The 16,876-nt window shown below is 51.6% G+C and carries 13 protein-coding genes; all 13 read right to left on the bottom strand.

All coding sequences use genetic code 11. The annotated features are described in order from the left end of the window. Positions 1-28: 28 nt before the first annotated feature. The gene (locus tag SELR_RS00065; RefSeq protein WP_014423168.1) at positions 29-1,870 is read right to left on the bottom strand and encodes a glucose PTS transporter subunit IIA; all 1,842 of its coding nucleotides are present in this window, start codon (positions 1,868-1,870) and stop codon (positions 29-31) included. Positions 1,871-2,294: 424 nt separating this feature from the next. Further along, positions 2,295-3,623, bottom strand: a complete 1,329-nt coding sequence (gene dnaB / locus SELR_RS00060) for a replicative DNA helicase (RefSeq protein WP_014423167.1) — start codon at positions 3,621-3,623, stop codon at positions 2,295-2,297. 4 nt (positions 3,624-3,627) lie between these two features. After that, positions 3,628-5,616, bottom strand: coding sequence for a Lon family ATP-dependent protease (gene lonC, locus SELR_RS00055; RefSeq protein ID WP_014423166.1), 1,989 nt, complete (start codon positions 5,614-5,616; stop codon positions 3,628-3,630). A 1-nt stretch (position 5,617) separates the two neighbouring features. Next, the gene (rplI, locus tag SELR_RS00050; RefSeq protein WP_014423165.1) at positions 5,618-6,061 is read right to left on the bottom strand and encodes a 50S ribosomal protein L9; all 444 of its coding nucleotides are present in this window, start codon (positions 6,059-6,061) and stop codon (positions 5,618-5,620) included. Further along, the gene (locus SELR_RS00045; protein WP_014423164.1) at positions 6,033-8,042 is read right to left on the bottom strand and encodes a DHH family phosphoesterase; all 2,010 of its coding nucleotides are present in this window, start codon (positions 8,040-8,042) and stop codon (positions 6,033-6,035) included. Before SELR_RS00045 ends, rplI begins: the two co-directional genes overlap by 29 nt. 10 nt (positions 8,043-8,052) lie before the next feature. After that, positions 8,053-9,015: a YybS family protein gene (locus SELR_RS00040; protein WP_014423163.1), complete on the bottom strand. Its 963-nt coding sequence runs from the start codon at positions 9,013-9,015 to the stop codon at positions 8,053-8,055. A gap of 119 nt (positions 9,016-9,134) precedes the next feature. After that, positions 9,135-11,153 carry a DNA topoisomerase (ATP-hydrolyzing) subunit B gene (gene gyrB / locus SELR_RS00035; protein ID WP_014423162.1) on the bottom strand — a complete coding sequence of 673 codons (2,019 nt, stop codon included), beginning with the start codon at positions 11,151-11,153 and terminating at the stop codon, positions 9,135-9,137. A gap of 17 nt (positions 11,154-11,170) precedes the next feature. Beyond that, positions 11,171-11,491, bottom strand: a complete 321-nt coding sequence (gene remB, locus SELR_RS00030; protein WP_014423161.1) for an extracellular matrix regulator RemB — start codon at positions 11,489-11,491, stop codon at positions 11,171-11,173. Positions 11,492-11,494: 3 nt separating this feature from the next. Next, positions 11,495-12,451 carry a DciA family protein gene (locus SELR_RS00025; RefSeq protein WP_014423160.1) on the bottom strand — a complete coding sequence of 319 codons (957 nt, stop codon included), beginning with the start codon at positions 12,449-12,451 and terminating at the stop codon, positions 11,495-11,497. A gap of 3 nt (positions 12,452-12,454) precedes the next feature. Then, a complete protein-coding gene (gene recF, locus SELR_RS00020; protein ID WP_014423159.1) occupies positions 12,455-13,558 on the bottom strand; it encodes a DNA replication/repair protein RecF in 1,104 nt (367 codons plus the stop codon). After that, positions 13,558-13,773, bottom strand: coding sequence for an RNA-binding S4 domain-containing protein (locus tag SELR_RS00015; protein ID WP_014423158.1), 216 nt, complete (start codon positions 13,771-13,773; stop codon positions 13,558-13,560). The genes recF and SELR_RS00015 overlap by 1 nt, the downstream gene beginning before the upstream one ends. A gap of 13 nt (positions 13,774-13,786) precedes the next feature. Then, the gene (dnaN, locus tag SELR_RS00010; protein WP_014423157.1) at positions 13,787-14,899 is read right to left on the bottom strand and encodes a DNA polymerase III subunit beta; all 1,113 of its coding nucleotides are present in this window, start codon (positions 14,897-14,899) and stop codon (positions 13,787-13,789) included. A 278-nt stretch (positions 14,900-15,177) separates the two neighbouring features. Then, a complete protein-coding gene (gene dnaA, locus SELR_RS00005; protein ID WP_014423156.1) occupies positions 15,178-16,605 on the bottom strand; it encodes a chromosomal replication initiator protein DnaA in 1,428 nt (475 codons plus the stop codon). Positions 16,606-16,876: the final 271 nt, after the last annotated feature.

Below are 16,876 nucleotides of genomic sequence, written 5' to 3'. Positions count from 1 at the left end.
AGGGGAAGGCATAGCCTTCCCCAATCCTTTATTCTTCCGGTTTGAAGAGCGTGAAGGTCAAAGCAAACGCTACACCAAAACCGATAAGGTTTACGATTATGTATTCCAGCAGATGGTCAAGGTAGAGGAGCGTACCCGGCAGAACCGTGATCCCCATGCCCGTACCTGCCAGATGCAGGAAGCTAGCCACGCCACCGGCGCAGGCACCGCCCACCAGTGCATAGAGGAACGGCTTCATGAAGCGCAGGTTGATACCGAAGATGGCCGGTTCCGTGATGCCCAGGAATGCAGGCACTGCGGAGGAAATGTAGAGAGCACGTTTCTTCTTGTCCTCAGTCTTCATGGCAACAGCCACAGCTGCACCACCCTGGGCCACGATAGCGCCCGTGATGATGGCATTGAAGGGGTCAACACCCGTAGTAGCCAGCAGCTGCACTTCGAGAGCATTGAAGACATGATGGACACCGAATACTACGATAACCTGCTGCAGGCCGCCTACGATGAAGCCGCCAATGCCCATGGGCATCTGCAGGAAGGCAGAAACAGCGCCGAAAATGGTAGTTTCCAGAGAGTGCATGATGGGCCCGATGATCAAAATACCGAGAATCATGGAAATAAAGAGCGTAACGAACGGCGTAACAATCAGATCGATAATATCAGGAACAATTGATTTAAGTGCCTTCTGGAGCTTAGCAGCAAAGATACCGAGAACCAATGCAGGCAGAACGGAACCCTGATAACCAACGATACCAATGGTCATACCAAAGACTTCCATCGGAATGGGTTTCACATCGCCGCCGGCTACTGCCCAAGCGTTAGGCAGCTGCGGGCCTACGAGCATGAGGCCGAGAACAAGACCGATAACCGGCGTGCCGCCAAAGCGCTTCATGGTGGACCAGCAAACGAGGGCCGGCAGGAAGATGAAGGCCGTATCCGTGAGGATCTGGCTCAGCAGCAGCACGTTGGGGCTGAACTGAACACCCAGGCTCTGAGCAGCACCGCGCAGGCCCATGAAAAGACCTGTTGCTACGAGTACGGGGATGATGGGAACGAATACGTCACCCAGCGTACGGGAAATCTTCTGCAGCGGCGTCATCTGCGCATAAGCTTCTTCCTTGTTGCTGACACCGGAGAAATTCGTGCCTTTGACGAACTCAGCGAAGACCTTGTCCACAAAGCCCGTGCCCAGAATGATCTGATACTGGGCAGCTGCAAAGAACTGGCCCTTGACACCGTCGATATTTTCGATGGCCTTTTCATCGATCTTGGATTTGTCGTTGATGATCAGGCGCAGGCGCGTAGCGCAGTGCTCGGCATTGCGTACGTTGTCCATGCCGCCCACATATTTCTCGATGAGCTTGGCTACGCGGGCTTCCTTCGGCAGGTCAGCGTATTCATCATCAGACGTCACTGCAGCGGCTTTTTCCTCAGCCTGAGCGCAGACGATTTCCTTATCGCCCAGAGCGATGGTAATCTTCTCGAATTCGCTGGAATTGGTTACAACGAAAGGCGTCGTAACATCATAGCCGGCAGCCTTGATTGCTTCGGCATCAAATTCGAGCAGAAGCTGGCCTTTCTTGACCTGTGCGCCCTGCTCCACATGAGCCGTGAAATGCTCACCGTTGAGTTTTACCGTATCGAGACCAACATGGATCAGCAGATCCTCACCGTTCACACCATGGATGCCGATGGCATGTTTCGTCTCAAAAAGTACCGTAATCTCACCATCAACGGGTGCATATACCTTGCCTTCCGGGTTCTTCACTGCCGCACCAAAGCCCATGGCCCCGCTGGCAAAAGCCGGATCGTTTACCTGGGACAGTTCCACCAATTCGCCGTTAAGCGGGCTGTCCAAACGAATTTCCTTCATAGGAAAAGCCTCCTTTTATAAATTCGCGCTTCTAAGAATAAAACCTGTAAAAAATCTGTATGAAACCAATTTCATATTTACAGTCTACAAGCTTTCTCTTACTTTGTCAAGATGAAACTTGCAAAAATCCGTCAAAATCAGTCAAAGTTACTGCTTCGCCAATTGGTACTACGTCCATCAACAATATCACTGGCACGATGCTTCTGGCGGGGCGGCTGGGGTGGTGTTCTAAGCGGAGCGTTTGACTGCCGGCGTTAAGAAAATAATTTTTGCCCACATATAAGAAAACTCACAGCATCTTTGTCTGAACGCAGTGAGTTTAGATGCTGTGAGTTTTATAAAAGGCAAAAATTATTTTTAGCCTGCAGTCTTAGCGCAGCGTGAACACCACCCCAGCCGCCCCGCCAGCCACGAACGAACTGACTTATTGCACCAGCAAATCGCGGAATTTCGTGAACTCTTTCTGGAAGAAGAGCTGGATGCTGTCCACCGGGCCGTTACGGTGCTTGGCCACGATGATTTCGGTGATGTTCTTGTTCTCCGTATCTTTATCGTAGTAATCCTCGCGATAGAGGAACATAACGATATCCGCATCCTGCTCCAAGGAACCGGATTCGCGCAGGTCGGAGAGCATCGGCTTTTTGATCTGGCGGCTTTCCACGGAACGGGAGAGCTGGGACAGGGCGATGACCGGCACATCCAGTTCACGTGCCAATGCCTTCAAGGAACGGGAAATCTCCGAGATTTCCTGTTGACGGTTGTCGCTGTTCTTGCTGGCCCGCCCCTGCATGAGCTGCAGATAGTCGATGATGATGAGGTCAAGGCCATGCTCTGCCTTCAAACGGCGTGCCTTGGAACGCAGCTCCATAACGGTGATGCCTGCCGTATCATCAATATAGATAGGCGCCCGGCTCATCTTATCCGCCACGGCCACCAGCTTGTTCCATTCCACCTCATCCAACTGCCCCGTACGCAGCTTGGAGGCATCAATGCCGCCCTCTGAGCAGAGCATACGCTGCATCAGCTGCTCCTTGCTCATTTCCAACGAGAAAAAGGCCACGCTGCTGCCATGAAGCCCCACATAACTGGCGATATTCAGCGTAAAGGCCGTCTTACCCATGGAAGGGCGCGCTGCCACCAGAATAAGGTCAGACTTCTGCAGACCTGCCGTGAGCCGGTCCAGATCCTTGAAACCGGAACTCAGACCAGTAAGACCGCCTTTCGACTCATAGAGCACATTGATGCGCTCAAAGGTGCGCATGACGATATTCTTCATGGACTCAAACGCACCGCCACCCTGACGGCTGGCCACGGCGAGAATCTTCTTCTCCGCCTCATCCATGATATTCTCTACCTCATCACTGTCCTCATAGGCCTTGCCGGCGATTTCCGTGGCCACATTGATGAGATTCCGCAGTTCTGCCTTTTCCTTGACGATCTTGGCATGGTAGCTGACATTGGCCGCTGTGCCTACGATATTGGCCAGCTGGGTGATGAAGCCCAGGCCGCCCACCTTGTCCAGCATGTCGGTCTTACGCAATTCCTCGGTCAGGGTAACCAGGTCCACCGCTTCGTCATTGTTCTGCAGGCGCACCATGGCCTCATAGATAATACGATGGGTTTCCCGATAAAAATCATCGGGCTGCAGGATTTCCTGTACCTCGATGATAGCTTCTTTCTTTATGAGCATGGCCCCCAGAACTGCCTGCTCGGCTTCTATATTCTGGGGAGGTACACGTTCTGGCAATGCCATTTTCTTACTCCTCTTCCTTATCCAATTCAGGCTCAAAGATATAGCGGAAGGCTTCCTCTGCCATGGCTACAGGATGGATATCCAGCCCCAGATGTTCCTGGGGAATATCCTTGCTGTTCTCCTGAGGAATGACCAGTGTCTTAATACCAGCCTGCTTGGCGCCATAGGCCTTTTCAAAGACGCCGCCCACAGGGCGTACCCGGCCTGCCAATGATATTTCACCCGTTACCGCCACATCCTGACGGATTTTTTTTCCCGTCACAGCACTGGTAATCACGGCAAGAATCGCTGTGCCCGCGCTGGGGCCATCGATATTGCCGCCGCCGATCACATTGATATGCACATCGTAATCATGCAAATCCTTGCCTGTCAGCTTCCGCATTACGGAAGCAGCATTGAACACAGAATCCTTTGCCATGGAACCCGCCGTCTCATTGAAGCGGACCGTTCCCTTGCCCTTTTCCTTGGCCGGGAAGGCCACAGCTTCCAATTCAATGGCAGAACCTAGGAAACCGGCTACGCCCAAACCAAATATATGGCCCTGGATTGCATTATCAGAGGCCTTCTTGGTCACATAGGGCGTCAGACGGCTGACCTGGGTAACCTCGTAGATATCAGCCTTGCTGATCTCTACAGATGGCCCATTTTCCGTGCCCAGATCCTCCACCTTGAAATCCTCACCGATGCCACAACGCTCCAAGGCCAGACTGTAGGCATCAGCCAGGATATTGATGGCCTTGCGGCCTTCAATGGTGTATTCACTGATCAGTGCGGCTACTTCATCGCTGACATTCACATGGAGCTTAGCTGCGGCATTGCGCACGATCTCTTCAATATGCTTCGGCGTCAATGGTTCAAAATAGATTTCCGCACAGCGGGAACGCAGGGCAGGATTGATATGCCCTGCATCGCGGGTAGTGGCGCCAATCAGCACGAAATCCGCCGGAGCCCCTTCTTCAAAGAGCTTCTTGATATAAGGCGGCACCTTGGGGTCCGTAGGATCGTAGTAAGCCGATTCAAAATAGGCCCGCTTATCTTCCAGAACTTTCAACAGCTTATTCTGCAGCATCTCATCCATTTCACCGATTTCATCGATGAACAGGATGCCGCCATGGGCATCTGTAACCAATCCCGGTTTGGGTTCAGGAATACCGCGGTCAGCCAGAGTCTTCTGTGCGCCTTGATAGATGGGATCATGGACAGAGCCCAATAACGGGTTGGTAATATCACGCGGGTCCCAGCGCAAAGTCGTACCGTCCGTTTCCACAAAGGGCGCCTCCTCCCCGAAAGGAGAAACCGCCTTTTTCTTGGCTGCCTCCAGCACCAGCCGGGCTGCCGTGGTCTTGCCGACGCCAGGAGGGCCGTAGAGCAGCAGATGCTGCGGATAAGGGGAACTGAGCTTGGCCATCAGGGATTTGACGGCCCGCTCCTGGCCCACGATTTCCGAAAAATCCTGAGGCCGCAACAGTTCCATAATGGACTGGGTGAGCTTGATGCTCTCCAGTTTTTCCAGCTTTTCTCTTTTTTCCTTATCCTGTGGCGACTCATTGCCGCCCTTTTCGTCCTTCATGATCTGCTGACGGATATCGTTTACATAGTCCGCATGTTCCTTTTCCAGCTTCTCCGTAACCTTTTTCTCAATGGAATCCTCCACATTGCGGCGGGCTACAATATCGGCCACCCGCTCAGAAAGGGCTTCCATGATCTGAGGAACCTGTTCGGCCTTAGGCGCAGGAGAGATCAGGGGATCTTCTCCCAGAATCCGCTGCAAGGCCAATACGCGCTCACAGGGATCATCGGAGCGCATCAAATCCAGGGCCTTCATCTTGCCCGCCTGAATCACCAGCTTCTCCGTGCCCATAACATCCACCAGAATGGCATAGAGGGCCTCAATCTGGCGATCTAACGGGGTTGCATTGCGCGAAGCAGGAGCAGGCAATGCCTGCTCCTGTTTTTTCGTAAATAAGTTGCGAATAAAATCCAGTAACTTCATATCAACCTGCCACAACATTAACCTTGATGGTGCTGGTAATGGCCGGATGTACCTTTATCACGGCTTCATATTCGCCGGCACCCGTAACTTCACCCTTGATGGAGATCTTACGACGGTCAATATCAATCTTTTCCTTCTTCAAAGCATCAGCCACATCCTTGCCTGTCACCGAGCCAAACAATTTGCCGTTCTCGCCGATCTTCACGGGGATCGTCACGGAAACTTTTTCCAGCTGGGCAGCCATCAGCTTAGCCTCATCCGTAGCCATAGCCTCCTTGCGGGCCTTGGAACCAGCCTGAGCCTTAGCAACATTCATATTTTCAGCATTGGCGAGGACTGCAGCCTTACGGGGCAGCAGGAAGTTACGGCCATAGCCTTCGGAAACTTCCACGATTTCGCCTTTTTTGCCTAATTTCTTAATGTCCTGCTGTAGAATCACTTTCATCTTTATCATTCTCCTCGATATATTTTTCACTGATTTCGATAACCTTGGCCTTTATCTCAGCCAGATCGCCATCCTTGACCTGAGCACCGGCCACATTCTGATGGCCGCCGCCGCCAAAAGCCTCCATGATGACCTGGACATTGAGCTCGCCAGTGGAACGGGCACTCAGGCCAATGGTATCATCGGTAAGCTGGAAGATCAATATGCTCATGCGCACATTTTCAATCCGCAGCAAACTATCTGCCGCCTGAGCGGCGATAACCTGGATATTGGGAATCTTTTCCGGGATGGTCGAGATAATAAGGCCGCCGGGGAACAGTTCCGCCCGTGCTTTCGTGCGGGCCAAAGCTACCGTCGTATCATAATCCGACCGGAACAGATGACGTACCATCACGGGATCCGCCCCGCTGCGCCGCAGATAAGCAGCCGCATCAAAGGTACGCACGCCGGTCTGCACGGCAAAATTCTTGGTATCCACCACAATGCCGGAATACAAGGCCGTGGCATCCAGCCTGCCCAAACGGATATCATCGCCAAAGTACATCAAAAGCTCCGTTATTAGCTCACTGGTGGAGCTGGCGCCCGGCTCGATATAAACCAGCAGCGGACTCTTGATGAAGTTCTCACTGCGGCGATGATGGTCGATGACCACGACCTGAGGCACCCGTTCCAACAAGGTAGGATCGGCCACCAGATGGGGGATATGGGTATCCACAACGATCAATACAGGATTGAGAGCCGTGGAATTCTTGATATCCTCGGCATGTACAAAGACATCCGCGTACTCTTCTTTATCTTTAAGCAAATCATAGAATTTGTCAATACCATCGTTCATATCCGACAGGACAATATGGTATGTCTTCTCCAACTGACGGGCCATCTTCGCCACGCCCATGGCCGCACCGAAGCAGTCAAAGTCCTCATTATGGTGGCCCATGATGAAGATCTCATCCGCCCCTTCCATGATTTCCCGGACAGCATGTGCCACCACTCGGGCCTTGACGCGGGTATGTTTCTCCACGGCCTTAGCCCGGCCGCCAAAGAACTGCGTCTTGCCATTCATCTGCACAGCCACCTGATCGCCGCCACGGCCTAAGGCCAGATCGAGACCGGCCTGGGCCTGGGCGCCAAGCTCGGCCATGGTCTGATTTTCTGCCACAGCTACGCCCATGGACAGAGTTACAGGCAGGCGGTTGGTGCTCTGGAGCTGGCGGGCCTTATCCAGCACATCGAATTTTTCATTCATGGCCTGATCCAGCCCCTGACGTGTCAGAATCACCACATAAAGGTCTTCCGACACACGGCGCATAAAGCCGCCCAGATTCTTCATCCATTTATCCAGCGTCTGATTTACCGCCAGCAGCAGCGACGTGCGTTCTGCTTCCGTCTGCCCCTGCATGACTTCATCATAGTTGTCGATCTGGATATATACCAGCACGGTACGGCTCTGCTGATAGGTGTTCTTCAACTGTTCATGTGCCGAAACATCCTGAATGTACAGCGTCATCAGCTGCTCCTGACGCGGAGCCAGCTTCACAGGATGATAAAACACATGATAATACTTATCCTCGTGGGCAAAGACGTATTCGCCTTCCTGCCCCCAAACCGGTGCAATGATGATGCCCGGCCAGATATCCTTCACATCCGTATCCTGTTCCGGTTTCGTTTCCAGATATGCCGTGATGCGGTCATTACACCATTGCAACCGCCCGTCCTCATTGACAATTATAATGGCCTGTGGCAGCTCATCCACGGCATAGTTGAGCATTTCATTGATATTGCGCACCACATTGCGGCAATAGCGCTCAAAACGCCTGGACCTGTCCGCACAACGCTCCCGGGCAAAGGAAGCTAATGCCAGCCAAACAACTCCGGCAATGGCAGCGATATAGAAATTGTAATAAGACAACACGCCGATCAGCACCAGCATGACTAAAAGATGTATGGTTAAATCTATCCATGCCGAAAGGTTTCGTGGCATCGAGCGCACCTCATTTCTGGTTGCGGGCGGCAAATCGCCGCCGATAGTCAAAGAGCATATCGATAAGCCCGGTCATGGCCGTAACCTGAGCCAAAAAAGGATTCATGATAATGAATACATAGAGCACGATCCGCAGGGGCAGGCTCACTTTATAATGGCGCAACAGACAGTGAACCAAGACGATTCCCTGCAGCAGGCCGGCCATAATCGCCAGCACATTGGCATTCAGGGATAACTGATACAACCAGGTAATCTCCCGGGTACCACCCCAATAAAGGCCCACCAGCGCAAAGCCAAACAAGTATAAGAAGGCCTGCGGCAGTCTCCATTCACTGAAAGGCGGGAACTGAGGAACCGTATGCCCCAGCCTTTTCAAAATCCTGCCGCCCGCTATATACGAGACAACCGTATAGAAAAGCCCCATCAGGATAAAGACCAGCGGGAATAAATAATTGAGCATCTTCATTCCCTGCTCGATATCGTCCCGCGTCTTGGCGAGTTCCTCCCCGCTGACGCCCATGCTTTCATAGAGCTGCAATGACGAATCAAAGGACGATTGCAAAATATCCACCTGCATGGCCAGCGGATTAACATCCGTCACCCAGAATAGCAGGCCTATAGCTGCCGCCTGACCGGCAATTGCCGCCAGCAGTGTCAATACAAAAGTACGAACCCCGGACCAGCCCTTGGCAAAGGCCCAGCCCAACAAAATGCCTGCCGGAGCAAAGGCAATGACTAACCGTAAGGAAAGCAAAGGCTCCACCAATAGGCCCACCAGAATTCCCGCCGCCACAGCAGCCAGAATCCCCCAGCGCCAACCATGGCGCACCACCAGAACAATCAGCGGCAGAGGCCAGAACAGCACCAGCAAAAAGCCAATAAAAGGCAGATAAACCGCCATCAAAGCCAGCACCACACTGAGTGCCGTAAGTAACCCACTCTCAGTCAAAGGAGTGATTCTATGCTCGCTCATATTGTCATCCTTTCTCATAAACCAAACTACATTATAGCAGAAAAGGTTGGGTATGTCTTGAAAGCAGGTACTAAGAAAACTTCCACCCGAGCCGGAAGGCTCAGGTGGAAGTTAAAAAATCAGATATCCAGATTGCGTACTAATTTAGCATTTTCTTCGATAAACTGACGGCGCGGCTCTACTTTATCCCCCATGAGGATTGTGAAGAGTTCATCCGCAGCCTCAGCATCGGCCATCTCCACGCGCAGCATGGTGCGGCCGGCAGGATCCATAGTAGTTTCCCAAAGCTGTTCCGGGTTCATCTCGCCCAGACCCTTGTAGCGCTGGACGGTGGAACCATCACGGCCTACTTCATCCAGCTTTTTGGCCAGCTCTTCATCGCTGTAGGTATACCAATGTTTCTTGCCCTTGCGGATCTGATAGAGAGGCGGCTGGGCAATGAATACATGGCCATGCTCGATCAGCGGCTTCATATAGCGGTAGAGGAAGGTCAGCAACAGAGTACGGATATGGGCACCGTCCACATCGGCATCTGTCATGATGATGATCTTGCCATAGCGGCGCTTGGACAGATCAAAATCATCGCTGATACCCGTACCGAAAGCCGTGATCATGGTGCGGATTTCTGCGTTGGCGAAAATCTTGTCAAGTCTAGCCTTCTCTACGTTCAGGATCTTACCGCGCAGGGGCAGGATGGCCTGGAAGCGGCGGTCACGTCCCTGCTTGGCGGAGCCGCCTGCGGAGTCACCCTCTACCAGATAGATCTCGGCCATTTCCGGATCTTTCACGGAGCAGTCCGCCAGTTTGCCGGGCAGGCTGGAAACTTCCAGCGCATTCTTGCGACGGGTGAGTTCTCTTGCCTTGCGGGCAGCCTCACGGGCACGGGCAGCCATAATGGCCTTTTCGATGAATTTCTTGGTGATGGTTGGATTTTCTTCAAAGTATTCAGAGAGACCTTCCGTCACGATGGAATCCACGATACCGCGCACTTCGCTGTTGCCCAGCTTGGTCTTGGTCTGGCCTTCAAACTGGGGATCACGAACCTTCAGGCTGATGACCGCGGTCAGGCCTTCACGCACATCATCACCGGAAAGGTTGCCATCTTTATCCTTGAGGATATTCTGCTTGCGGGCAAAATCGTTGGCAGCACGGGTCAGGGCCAGCTTAAAGCCTGCCAGATGGGTGCCGCCTTCCTCGGTGTTGATGTTATTGACGAAGGAGTAGATATTCTCCTGATAGCTGTCGTTGTACTGCAAAGCAATCTCCACAACGGTATCATCTTTCGTGCCGTTAAAGTAAATCGGCTCCGGATTGATCTTTTCCTTCTTGCGGTTGAGATGTTCCACGAAGGAGCTGATGCCGCCTTCAAAGTGGAACTGCTCGCTTCTGAGCTCTTCCCCGCGTTCATCATTGAGGACAATGGTGATACCGTGGTTCAGGAAAGCCAGCTCGCGCAGACGGTGTTTCAGCGTATCATAGCTGTAAGTCGTCACGGAGAAGATTTCCGGATCCGGTACGAAGTGCACCCGGGTGCCTGTTATTTCCGTTTCGCCGGTCACATGGAGCTTCTCCACGGTTTCGCCACGCTTGAAGGAAATCTCATGGATCTTGCCATCGCGCTTGACCTGTACTTCCATGGAAGTGGACAGGGCATTTACGACGGACACACCTACGCCGTGCAGACCGCCGGAAACCTTGTAGCCATCGCCACCGAACTTACCGCCGGCATGGAGCACCGTCAGTACGACTTCCACGGCGGGCATACCGCTTTCATGCATGTCAACGGGAATACCACGGCCGTTATCCGTAACCGTGATGCTGTTATCGCGATGGATGGTCACATCGATCTTGTCGCAGTAACCGGCCAGCGCCTCGTCGATGGAGTTATCGACTACTTCGTAGACCAGGTGATGCAGGCCGCGTTCCGAAGTGCTGCCGATATACATACCCGGGCGCATGCGCACAGCTTCCAGACCTTCGAGGATCTGGATCTGCTCGGCGCCGTAATCAGCGTCTACAGCCGTAACTTCCGCGCTGCTTTCATCCGTATGGATTTCCACACCGGTGGTGTCCACGCTTTCCATTTCTTCGCCCGGCGCGGCATTTTCTATGTTCAACTGTTCATTGTCATTTGCCATGAAATCTAACGCTCCCATCATTCCATCGTAATTTCAGCAGCATCCATCTCTGCCGCCTCTTTATCAATATCCATTGTATCATAAACCATCTGCGACCGCCGCTTCAATGTCCAGGGCGATATGGCAGACAGGTAAGTTTTCTCATTGGTGATGATCAGAGACTTTTTCGCCTCCTCATCCTGACGTATTTCCAAAGGCAGTGTATTTTCCAAACGTCCCGCTGCTTTTTCACGGGCGAGGAACTCACTGCCTGAGCCCTTCAGAAACAGAGCATAATCGTGTATGGCAATTACATCCTTGGTGCGTACGGATACGCCATTGCCTAAATGGAGAAACATATGTTACCTCCTCCCCAGCTTGATTACCTCATAGCGCTTGGGGGCTTTATAATCCTTGGGCCTATGCAGGTCAAAACGCAGGGCATACAATGCCCGGGTTATATTATCTTCGTTCAGCTGCTCCGGCGGCAGACAGCGGTAAAGCATTACCAGTGTCCTGGCCTTCATGCTCGTCTTATCGTTGACATCCACATCTGCAGCCAATTGCTGCACCATCATAGATCGCTGTTCATTGACGATCTTGGGCGTACATTCCGGCACATACTCCTTGACATCGGGGTATCTGCCCCAGGGCATGTCCCGTAATACCTGGCGCACCGCAGCTCTTATCCTTTCCTGCTGCTTGGCGGCACAATCCGCACAGATTGTGCGCTCCGGCTCCATCAGCTGACCACATTGAGGACATTTCTGATAATTCTTGGCCAGCTTGAGCTTTTGCATCTGCAGATGCCTGCGGTACAGACCGGCAATGGCCTGAGCAATATCCGCATCATCAGCCTCAGCGACCAGCTTTTCCGCCGCCTGCATTTCCTCAGGCGTCAAGGGTACGCTGCGTCGTTCTTTGCCCAGATTTTCTTCCTGCTCTGTCGGTGCCAATCGGATTTCCTCAATACCTTCACTGTCAGCCTTCGTCCATTCCTTGGTAAAGGCCACATTGGCAATCAATCTCTGTCCAGCAAAGTTATTTACGGACTGCACGATCTGCGGCATCATCATCTGCAATTCATTCCGCAAAGCAGAATTAGCGCTATAGATATACAAAGTCTCCTTGCGGATTCCCTGTACTTTTGTATTATGAGCGATGAAATCTCCCACAATATCCGGCCAATGCCAGAGTACCCAGTGCATATAATACTTTTTTTCGCAATGCTCCCCCATATGATGAAGCGTCTTGCGGATAATGCTGTCCGGACGTTCCAATCCCGGAGAACGCGCTTTCAAACTGCCTTTCGCACCCATGGCCTACCTCGTAATCTGCCCAGCTGCCACCTGATAGTAAGTGCCAATCCGCTCCTGCGGGAAATAAGCCCCATCCGTGGCCGTAATCATCGTCTGTATCCGCTCCCGGAAGATGAAATCCATCAGCTGTCCCCGCCTGGAAGCATCCAGCTCACTCATCACATCATCCAGCAACAGAACCGGATATTCCCCGGTTTCCGATCGCAAAAATTCCAACTCCGCCAGCTTCAAAGACAATACACCGGTACGCTGCTGTCCCTGCGATCCAAAAGAACGCAGGTTGATGCCATTAACCATCAGGATGATATCATCCAGATGCGGCCCTCTGCCTGTAGAACCGCGGATAATATCCACATCCCGATGACTTGCAAGCTCTTTATTATACCATGATTCCAGGTCATTTGTCACGCTTGCCCCTTCAGCACCATGGATTTCGTAGGTAATCGCCAGGTTTTCCAGATTACCGGAAATGCGCCGCTGCATGAGATTGGCCAGCATATTGAGCTTCCTGACGGCCTCCTGACGTTTCCGGGTGATCTTCACCGCACTGGCCGCCAATTGCACATCCCAGAGATCCAACATGTCCGTACCGGCTTTGTGCTCCCGGATCTTCTTCAACAGGTTATTGCGCTGGGTGACAATCTTATTGTATTTGGTCAGCTCATGATAGTAAGCGGGACTGGCCTGACTGATCTCCCCGTCCAAAAAACGCCGGCGCAGGGCCGGCGCTCCCTTGATCAGAAACAGATCCTCAGGAGAAAAAAGGACAGTGTTCAGACTGCCCACCAAATCCTTGGGGCGGATAGGGTGGTCATTGAGCAGGATACGCCGCCGTTTGACGCGGCTGAACTGAAACTCCAGCTTATTTTCCACCCCAAGACGGCTGAAGCCCAATTGTACCAATGCTTCCGGCTGCTCCCAGCGGATCAGGTCTGCATCCGTATGGGTACGATGCGAATGTCCCAACGAAGCATAGTATACCGCCTCAATGATATTGGTCTTTCCTTGGGCATTTGGTCCTAAGAAAACATTGATATTCGGGTCGAATGTCAGCTCCAGGGCTTCATAGTTCCGATAATTTCTAAGGCGTAATGTATAAATATGCATTACTGCACCCGCCAGGCTCCCATGCCTTCGATTTCCACTACATCACCACGATGGAGCTTGCGGCGGCGGGCTGTTTCTACTTCGCCATTGCGTTTGATAAGGCCTTCGGCAATCAGTGCCTTGACTTCGCCGCCCGAAGGCAGTACGCCGGCCCATTTCAGGAACTGATCCAGCTGAATCTCTTCCGTCTCAATGGCAATATCTTCAATCTGCATGGGGATAACCTCCTTAGTTCTTCGTCCGTACCGGTGTTACCACATAGATAAAGGCATCGTCTTTTTCCTCTTTGACCGTCATGGGCGCCAGAGGCTGGGTCAGACGAAGCTCACAGTTCTTGCTGTCGATGACTTTCAGTACATCCATCAGATACTGACCATTGAAGGAAAGGGTGATGTCCGGACCTTCAATCGCTGCCGGAATGGTTTCTTCAGCCGTACCGACTTCCGGATTATAAGAAGTGATCTTCAGCTGGCCATTGCTGAAATCCAGCTTGACGATATTGTAATCGCCGCCACGGGAAATCAAGGAAACACGATCAACGGCAGAGTTGAATTCCACAGAGTCCAGTGTCACCAAAGTAGCGTGCTCCTTGGGGATAACATGCTGATAATCCGGGTAAGCGCCCTCAATCAGACGAGAAGTCATATAGATGTCATCAAAGGCAAAACTGATCTGATTGAAGTTACAGCTGACCTTGATATCGCTGGGAATATCCGAGTTCAGATTGTGCATGAGTTCCAGCAGCGTGCTGGAGGGAATGATGATTTTGATATTGCCCAGCTGTTCCGGGAACTGTTCATATTTCACAGCCAACCTATGCATATTGGTAGCAGCCATGGTGACTTTGCTGTCATTGATGTCCAGATAGCAGCCCGTGAAAACAGGACGGGATTCATCTTTGGCACAGGCAAAGACCGTCTTTTTGATCAAAGAACGCAGTACATTATCTTTGATGGTGAAATCTACGTTGCTTTCAATGGGTTTTACCTTGGGGAATTCAGCGGCATTCATGCTGCGCAGGGTGAAATTAGCCTGATTGGAATTGATGTAAACAATATTTTCATCTTTATTGAAGTCTATGGTTACACTATCCCCAGGCATCTTGCGGATAACATCCAGGAAATAGCGGCCATTGATGGCAATCTCGCCTGGTCTTTCCACATCAGCCTGGGTACGGCAAAGGAGGCCAATCTCATTGTTGGTGGCATGGATTTCCAATACACCATTCTCTGCTTTCATATAGGTTGCGGATAAGATTGGTGTCTGTGGTTTGGAAGCTACTGCCTTGGTGGCGATTTGCATGGCGTTGGTCAGTTCGCTCTTGGCACAGGTTATTTTCATGGGGCGATGTCCTTTCTTTTTTTAATATTACTCTTTAAATATATAAATAAATAGCCGTAGTAGTAGTAGGGCCTGTGGAAATGTGGAAAAGTGCGGACATGACATATTTTATCGACAAGGAGACTGTTAGTAAACTGTTGAAAAAGAGTCTATCAGTTATCCACATAATCCACGGGGAAAAGCGTGAAACAATTTATCCACATTCTGCCCACAAGTTAATACTTTTTATTTCCACAAAGTTATCCACGCCCTCATTGTGCATAAGGGCGTGGAGTATCTCAGACCTTCTGGATGCGATCCATCAGTTCATTCAATATGCCGCTGAGGCGGTTATCCGTTTCCTTGTCCTGATTGATCTTGTCATAGGCATGGATAACGGTGGTATGATCCCGGCCGCCGAAGAAGTTGCCGATCTGGGGCAGGGAGTTTTCCGTCATCTCCCGGCAGAGATACATGGCAATCTGGCGTGGATACGCGATGTTGCGCGTGCGCTTCTTGGAATGAAGGTCTTCTATCTTTATTTTGAAATAAGAAGCCACGATTTCCTGGATGATATCCATGGTGACTTCCTTGGCCTTGCCATTCGGGAAAATATCCTTCAGTGCTTCGGCCACGAGATCGGTATTCACTGCCCGCTTGGTCAGCGATGCATAAGCCTCTAATCTTGTCAGGGCACCTTCCAGCTCACGGATATTGCTGTCGATGCGGCTGGCGATATAGACCATCACATCGTCGGGGATATTGAAGTGATCGCTTTGGGCCTTGTTCTTGAGAATGGCGATACGGGTTTCCAGATCCGGTGCCTGGATATCTGTGGTCAGGCCCCAGTCAAAACGGGAGCGCAGGCGTTCTTCAAGGCGTTCCACTTCACGGGGCGGACGGTCGGACGAGATGATGACTTGCTTTTGGGCATCATATAAGGTATTGAAGGTATGGAAGAATTCTTCCTGGGTACTGGTCTTGCCGGAAATAAACTGGATATCGTCAATCAGCAAGACGTCGATATTCCGGTATTTCTGACGGAACTTATCCGAAGTGCCCTGCTGGATGGCCTGGATGATCTCATTGGTGAACTGCTCACTGGAGACATAGAGCACCCGCATCTCCGGATGGTTCTTGAGTACCCGGTTGCCGATGGCGTGCATCAGATGGGTTTTGCCAAGTCCCACGCCACCATACATAAAGAAGGGATTGTAGGTCTTGCCCGGCTTGTCGGCCACAGCCATGGCCGCGGCATGGGCAAAATTATTGGACTTGCCGGTAACGAAGGTATCAAAGGTATATTTGGGGTTCAACGAGGAGTTGTCACCCGGCGCCACAATGGGGACTTCTACAGGCGTTGCCAGGTGTTCGGCCGGGGCATTGCCTTCAGTAAACAGGCTGCCCTGATCCGGCTTTTCTTTTTTGCCGGAGCGGGTGACAGGTGCCGGTTCTTCTTCCGGTGCTGCGCTTTCCTGTACCGTCAGGATCACTTTTTTGGGCACACCAAAAACGGCCTTCGCCGCGTCTTCAATAAAAATAAGATACCGTTCGGCAATCCATTCTTTGGCCATTTCGGTCTGCGTTCCAAGTTCTAAGGTTTCTTCGGTCAGGGAGATCGGCTCAACGGGATTTAGCCAATTATAGGCTGAGGGGCCAACTAGTTCCTGTTCTTTCATCTTATCCAGGATCTGGGCCCAGACAGCTTTCAGCTGTGTCTGCTCCATGTAGCAAGTTCCTTTCTGCATATAAAGTATGTAGGAATTTTTTTCCACAAGTGTATAACTTTATCCACATTATTATCCACAGGTGTGGATAACTGAAGGTTCCGCAGGGGGTGAGGCGCGAAAATGGGATAAAAATGAGGGAGTCAAATCCTCCCAGAAATCAGTGCTTGTGAAGTTTTCCGCAAAATTATCAACAATATCTTACCAAAATAATAGGGAGTTATCAACAGTTTTTCTGTGGATAGAGGCTTTTCCTGCGAAATTATCCACA

Origin of the sequence: Selenomonas ruminantium subsp. lactilytica TAM6421 (assembly GCF_000284095.1) — a bacterium.
GTDB lineage: Bacteria > Bacillota > Negativicutes > Selenomonadales > Selenomonadaceae > Selenomonas_A > Selenomonas_A lactilytica.
The sequence above is the reverse complement of the archived record's forward strand: the minus strand, read 5'-3'. Positions and strand labels throughout refer to the sequence as shown.

Excerpts from the sequence above, each read along its gene's own strand:
- gyrB (WP_014423162.1), bottom strand. The coding sequence starts at position 11,153 with ATGGCAAATGACAATGAACAGTTGAACATAGAAAATGCCGCGCCGGGC.
- dnaA (WP_014423156.1), bottom strand. The coding sequence starts at position 16,605 with ATGGAGCAGACACAGCTGAAAGCTGTCTGGGCCCAGATCCTGGATAAG.
- recF (WP_014423159.1), bottom strand. The coding sequence starts at position 13,558 with ATGCATATTTATACATTACGCCTTAGAAATTATCGGAACTATGAAGCC.
- rplI (WP_014423165.1), bottom strand. The coding sequence starts at position 6,061 with ATGAAAGTGATTCTACAGCAGGACATTAAGAAATTAGGCAAAAAAGGC.
- dnaN (WP_014423157.1), bottom strand. The coding sequence starts at position 14,899 with ATGAAAATAACCTGTGCCAAGAGCGAACTGACCAACGCCATGCAAATC.
- dnaB (WP_014423167.1), bottom strand. The coding sequence starts at position 3,623 with ATGGCATTGCCAGAACGTGTACCTCCCCAGAATATAGAAGCCGAGCAG.
- SELR_RS00040 (WP_014423163.1), bottom strand. The coding sequence starts at position 9,015 with ATGAGCGAGCATAGAATCACTCCTTTGACTGAGAGTGGGTTACTTACG.
- lonC (WP_014423166.1), bottom strand. The coding sequence starts at position 5,616 with ATGAAGTTACTGGATTTTATTCGCAACTTATTTACGAAAAAACAGGAG.
- SELR_RS00025 (WP_014423160.1), bottom strand. The coding sequence starts at position 12,451 with ATGGGTGCGAAAGGCAGTTTGAAAGCGCGTTCTCCGGGATTGGAACGT.
- SELR_RS00065 (WP_014423168.1), bottom strand. The coding sequence starts at position 1,870 with ATGAAGGAAATTCGTTTGGACAGCCCGCTTAACGGCGAATTGGTGGAA.
- SELR_RS00015 (WP_014423158.1), bottom strand. The coding sequence starts at position 13,773 with ATGCAGATTGAAGATATTGCCATTGAGACGGAAGAGATTCAGCTGGAT.
- remB (WP_014423161.1), bottom strand. The coding sequence starts at position 11,491 with ATGTTTCTCCATTTAGGCAATGGCGTATCCGTACGCACCAAGGATGTA.
- SELR_RS00045 (WP_014423164.1), bottom strand. The coding sequence starts at position 8,042 with ATGCCACGAAACCTTTCGGCATGGATAGATTTAACCATACATCTTTTA.